A 3,801-nucleotide genomic window follows, 5' to 3' on the forward strand; every position below is an offset into this window, starting at 1 on the left:
GAAAAAACAACGACAACCGGAACTTACCCGAGATAAAAATGTACCCGAGATAATGCCTCTAATGTCTTGCACGAGATTAGAGGCATTCATTCGCCGCTCATGTTCATGAACGTGGCGGCAGCATCGATGTCATCCAGGATGCGCTCGGTCACCGCAAGTCGGATACCACCCGAGGTTACGCGCGCGCAACCGGCAGGATGTTCGCGTCGCTCGATCATCCGCTCTCAGGTTCGGCTCTGATCGCGTCCTGATCCGCAAACATGGCGCAAGCGCCGGGCGTGGCGGAGATCTTCCGCCGCGCCGGACCCGCGTACCGGCAGGCGCGGGACGGGTTGCTCGATGCGTGCCGCCGAAAGGTCATGGGTGCCATCGAGGCCTGCCGCACGGCAGTCCTCGGTGGCCACCTGTACCATTGTGACGGCTGCGGGCGGGAACATCCGCTCTACAACTCGTGCCAGAACCGGCACTGCCCGACCTGCCAGGGCAACGCGGCACGGAAATGGATGGAGGCGCGCGCCGCCGCCATCCTGCCCGTGCCGTACTTCCACGTGGTCTTCACCCTTCCGCCAGAGATCGCGCGGATCGGCCTCGCCAACCGCCGGCTCCTGGCCGGCATCCTGTTCCGGACAGCGCACGAGACATTGCGGACCATCGCCGCCGACCCGCGCCATGGCGGACGTCGCATCGGCGGAACCAGCGTCCTCCATACCTGGGACCAGAAGCTCCGCTTCCACCCGCATCTTCATGTGGTCATCCCCAACGCCGGCATCGACACCGTCTCCGGGGCCTGGACCACGGGAAGCTCAACCTTCCTCGCACCGGTCAAGGTCCTCGCCAGCCTGTTTCGACGCCGCTTCCTCGAAGAACTGGCCAAGGCCCATGACAAGGGGAAGATCAAGGCCACCGGCAGCATCGCCCATCTTGCCTGCCCGGCAGCCTTCCACGACACCATCTCCGCCGCCCGCGGAAAGGATTGGGTGGTCTACGCCAAGCCACCATTCCGGGGTCCGGAGCAGGTCTTCGCATATCTCTCTCGTTACACACATCGAATTGCCATCGGCGACAGCCGCATTCTCGCCTTCGACGGCACGCAGGTCCGCATCCGGTGCCGAAAGCCGAAACGGCCGGGACAGGCCAAGCCCCGCTACGGCACCATCACCCTCACCGCCGAGGAATTCATCGACCGCTTCCTCCTGCATGTCCTTCCCGACGGCATGCAGCGCATCCGCCACTTTGGCATCCTCGCCAACAACTGCCGCGCCGAAACCCTCCAACAGGCACGCGATGCACTCGGCATCGCCGACCTTCCGACGCCGGAACAGATCTCCGCCGACGGTGACAGCGACAGCGACAGTGATGACGACGATGTCGCGCCTGTCGCCTGCCCGCACTGCGGCGGCGTCCTCAGGAAGGTCGCCCCGATCCCCAAACCGCAACGCCACGCGCACACGCCACGGGCCCCGCCCCGTGCGTCACTGACCGCAGGGACAGTTCCTTGACAGCACGCACGAGATCAACGCCGGTGCGAAAGTACCGAACAGTCCCGTTCGCGCCGGGCCAGAACAGGACGCCGGGTTCGCCGGAATATGTGCCGACGGCTTCCGTCCAGAAGGTCATCATCTCCCGCCGCGGAAGGCAGGCGTCCGTGACTCTCGGCACCAGGACCCGGAATATTCGGTCAGAAGGGCGGTATCACCGCCTACTATCCCCATAGACGTCAGCGACGCCCGCACGCAGCCTCGTTCAATGAGATTAGTCAGGCTTGGGACCCTGACTAATCCTTCACAGAATGCCGACAACCTGATTATGCCGCGTTTGGAGCCCGGGGCATTGAATCCCCGGGCTTTTTTTCTGGAACTGTCGGCATAATCACTTTCGTCTGGAACCTGTGTTCCGGTAATGCCGATGCTTGAACGGGGCTGTTGCGCAGCCTTGGCAAGCCGGGCGGTTTTACTTGCTCAATACGCAGTCGGATGGGTTTTCAGACTGCCCTGACGGTCTGGCGAGCGCCTGCCCCGCAGTTTCGTTCCCGGATCGTGCAATCCTGTTCGTTCCACTTGTCATCAACAAAGGAACGAAAAGATGCAAATCGACTCAGTTGGAATCCCGTTGCCGAGGGAGCAGATGCCGAGCTGGTTGCTTCCCCTGCGCCACGCATTCCTGGCCTCGCTTCTGTCGCTTGGCCTGAAGATCGGCACAGTCAGGCATTATGTCCCGGCAATCGACTGGCTCTGCGCAGAAGCGGGGCGTCGAGGGCTGACGGAGCCGGACGGCGTTGACGAGTCAATTCTTGCGCAAATCCGGGATACGCTGCCGACAAGGCTTTCGGCTCAAGGTCGGCGGACGTGGGCATCCGTCCTGGACCGGTTCACTGCCTGGCTCGTCAAGGAGGAAATCATGACCGCGGCGCCGCCGCCGCAACCGTCGCCGACGGATCTCGAGGCATTGTGCACGGACTACGGCACGTGGCTGCGCATTCGTCGCGGGCTGGCGACCGGAACCATCAAAGGATATCAAGGCGGGCTCCGCAACTTCCTGGTCTTCAGATTTGGCGATGCAGCTCCTGGCGAGCTCAATGCGATCACCCGTGCCGACATCGTTTCCTACCTGGGAGGCACGGCCGAGACAGGCCTCGCTGGCTACACCTCGAGGGCCAAGTCTCTGCGCTCCCTGTTCCGCTTCCTCTTCGCGACCGGTCGGATCGACCGGAACCTGGCCCTGTGCGTCCCAAGCACATCCCGGCCACGATCACCCGCTCCGGTCCGGCATCTCTCGCAGGATGAGGTCGAGCGGGTTTTGGCGGCCGCCAGGGGAGACAGTGCCATCGCCCGCCGCAACCATGCGATGCTGCTGACAATGGCCCGGCTCGGCCTGCGCGGCCGGGAGATCATCGCCATCCGGCTCGACGACATCGACTGGCAGGCTGGCGAGATCCTGGTCCGCGGCAAGTTCGGACAACAGGCGACCATGCCGCTTCCGGTCGACGTGGGCGAAGCCATGGTGGATTGGATCCGGCACGGGCGGCAGGGGAGCTCCCGGCATCTCTTTGTCAGCGTCTGGCCGCCCTTCCTGCCCTTCACGCAATCGGGCCCGATCAGGAAGTCGCTCCACAGGGCCTATGCGGCATCCGGCGTCGCACCGCCCGGGGGCATGGTTCGCTGCCATGTGTTCCGGCATTCCCTGGCCATGGCCCTGCTGCAGACCGGAACGCCGCTGGACGACATCGGCAACCTTCTGCGTCACAACTCGGCAGAGACAACGACAATCTATGCCCGGCACGACATCCAGGCATTGCGCCCGCTCGCGCGTCCCTGGCCCGTGCCGCAACCAGTATCGGAGGCCACATCATGACGTCGATCTCCGCCCGGCTCTCCGAGTATCTTGACCATCGCCGCCGCTTCGGGGCGGACATGACGTCGGTCGGTTTCGTCCTCAAGCCGTTCGCCGCCTTTGCCGATGCAGAGGGCGCCGAATGGATCACGACTGAACTGTTCCTGCGCTGGAAGGAGACGTTCGGGTCGGCAGGCCCGAACGCATGGGGCACGCGGTTTCCTGTCGTGCGCAGCTTTGCAAGCTGGCTGCACGGCATCGACGACCGCCACGAAGTGCCGCCCAAGGGATTGATTCCATGGCGCGGGGCACGTCCGCGGCCATGGATCTACAGCGAAGCGGAGATCGAGCGGATCGTGGTCACCGCGGCAGCATTGCCCTCGCGATCAGGGCTGCGTGGCGCGACCTTCTCGACCCTGTTCGGCCTGATCGCGGTAACCGGCCTCCGGATTGGCGAAGCCCTCGGGCTCG

At 64.1% G+C, this 3,801-nt stretch carries 4 protein-coding genes; 3 read left to right on the forward strand and 1 reads right to left on the reverse strand.

What is annotated here, in order from left to right; genetic code table 11:
- Window positions 1–86: 86 nt before the first annotated feature.
- A complete protein-coding gene (locus OXG98_04755) occupies window positions 87–218 on the reverse strand; it encodes a hypothetical protein (protein MCY3771313.1) in 132 nt (43 codons plus the stop codon).
- A gap of 42 nt (window positions 219–260) precedes the next feature.
- Between OXG98_04755 and OXG98_04760 the strand changes: the two genes are divergently transcribed.
- The 3 genes from OXG98_04760 to OXG98_04770 all read left to right on the forward strand — a co-directional run.
- Entirely contained in the window at window positions 261–1,499 is a 1,239-nt protein-coding gene (locus tag OXG98_04760; protein MCY3771314.1) for an IS91 family transposase, read from the forward strand.
- Window positions 1,500–2,082: 583 nt separating this feature from the next.
- Window positions 2,083–3,351, forward strand: coding sequence for a tyrosine-type recombinase/integrase (locus tag OXG98_04765; GenBank protein MCY3771315.1), 1,269 nt, complete (start codon window positions 2,083–2,085; stop codon window positions 3,349–3,351).
- A partial coding sequence (locus tag OXG98_04770) for an integrase (GenBank protein ID MCY3771316.1) occupies window positions 3,348–3,801 on the forward strand: 454 nt, incomplete at its 3' end. The genes OXG98_04765 and OXG98_04770, both read left to right, overlap by 4 nt.

The sequence above is a fragment of the Gemmatimonadota bacterium genome (assembly GCA_026706345.1).
Classification (GTDB): domain Bacteria; phylum JAAXHH01; class JAAXHH01; order JAAXHH01; family JAAXHH01; genus JAAXHH01.

What these genes read in the sequence shown, in the direction of transcription:
- OXG98_04755 (MCY3771313.1), bottom strand. Translation starts at nt 218, where the DNA reads ATGATCGAGCGACGCGAACATCCTGCCGGTTGCGCGCGCGTAACCTCG.
- OXG98_04760 (MCY3771314.1), top strand. Translation starts at nt 261, where the DNA reads ATGGCGCAAGCGCCGGGCGTGGCGGAGATCTTCCGCCGCGCCGGACCC.
- OXG98_04765 (MCY3771315.1), top strand. Translation starts at nt 2,083, where the DNA reads ATGCAAATCGACTCAGTTGGAATCCCGTTGCCGAGGGAGCAGATGCCG.